Here is a 438-nt window from a genome sequence, read left to right as displayed (position 1 = left end):
CAGTTTGAACAGCGCCTTCTGGTCCTTCTTGTCGAGGCCCTTCAGCGCCTGCTTCTCGGTCTTCTTCACCGATTTCTCGATGGCGTGGATGATGTCGCGGCCGGTATCGGTGAGGAAGATGTGGGCCTGGCGGGCATCGGCGTTGGAGGCGCGCTTTTCGAGAAAACCCTGCGCCTGCAGCCGGTTGATGGTCTTGGTGATGGTCGGCGGGCGCACCCCCAGGCGGCCGGCGAGGTTGCCGGGCGTCTGGCCGTCCTCGCGGTCGAGCGCCAGCATGATCTGGTCCTGCCCGGCATAGAAACCATGCGCCAGAAGACGCGCTGCGAGCGCCGTGCGCGCCAGTCGCGCCGCCGAATGCAGCCGGCTCATTGTCGCTGTCTTGTCCGCCTTGGCCATGGTCATCCCTCTTCGGCCGAACCGGTGCCGACAGCATAGAGG

The 438-nt window shown here is 65.5% G+C and carries 1 protein-coding gene; it reads right to left on the bottom strand.

The window, feature by feature from the left end; translation table 11 throughout:
- Positions 1–396, bottom strand: a 396-nt coding sequence (locus tag EOA24_RS40850; RefSeq protein WP_133375121.1) for a MarR family winged helix-turn-helix transcriptional regulator, incomplete at its 3' end; no start/stop codon positions are given.
- Between the last annotated feature and the right edge of the window lie 42 nt (positions 397–438).

It is taken from the genome of Mesorhizobium sp. M2A.F.Ca.ET.039.01.1.1, from assembly GCF_003998035.1.
Classification (GTDB): Bacteria; Pseudomonadota; Alphaproteobacteria; order Rhizobiales; family Rhizobiaceae; genus Mesorhizobium.
Note: the sequence above shows the minus strand (reverse complement) of the source record. Positions and strands in the feature narration are given on the sequence as shown.